This window comes from Streptomyces sp. KR55, assembly GCF_052245645.1.
GTDB lineage: Bacteria > Actinomycetota > Actinomycetes > Streptomycetales > Streptomycetaceae > Streptomyces > Streptomyces flavusporus.
In genome coordinates, this window is sequence record NZ_JBQQCE010000990.1 from 1 (window position 1) to 751 (window position 751).

At 74.3% G+C, this 751-nt stretch carries 1 protein-coding gene; it reads left to right on the forward strand.

The window, feature by feature from the left end; all coding sequences use genetic code 11:
* A partial coding sequence (locus tag ACTWQJ_RS51965) for a condensation domain-containing protein (protein ID WP_443313293.1) occupies positions 1 to 751 on the forward strand: 751 nt, incomplete at both ends.

Consider the following 751-nt stretch of genomic DNA (forward strand, 5'->3'; position numbering starts at 1 on the left):
AAGCGGCTCGTCGCCTACCTGGTGCCGCGAGAGCCCGCCGCGGAACCCGACGAACTGCGGTCGTACGCCGCCGAGTCCCTGCCCTCGTACATGGTGCCGTCGGCCGTGGTGACGATGCCGTCACTGCCGCTCACCCCGAACGGCAAACTGGACCAACGCGCCCTGCCGGCGCCGGACTTCGGAGCGCTGGTGTCGGGGCGGGCGCCGCGCTCGCCGCGGGAGGAGACCCTGTGCCGGCTCTTCGCCGAGGTTCTCGGCGTCGAGCAGGTCGGCATCGACGACGACTTCTTCGTCCTCGGCGGCCATTCGCTGCTGGCGACCCGTCTCGTGGTGCGCATCCGCGCCGAACTCGGCGCGGAGGTCCCCCTGGGCACGCTCTTCCGGTCCTCGACCGTGGCGGAACTCGCCGCCGTGCTCACCGCCGACGGGCCCGCTCGCCCCGTGCTGCGCCGGGCCGCGCGGCCGGAGGCCGTGCCCCTGTCCTTCGCCCAGCAGCGACTGTGGTTCCTGAACCGCATGGAGGGAGTCGGGGCGGCCTACAACATGCCGCTCGCGCTGCGGCTGACGGGCCGGCTCGACCGTGCGGCGCTCCAGGCCGCGCTGGGTGACGTGGTGGCCCGCCACGAGTCGCTGCGCACGGTCTTCGCCGACGCCGACGGCGAGCCCCGCCAGGTGGTGCTCGCCGCCCCGGACGTACCGCTGCCGGTGACCGAGGCCGGCGAGGACGAACTGCCGGACCTGCTGACCGAGG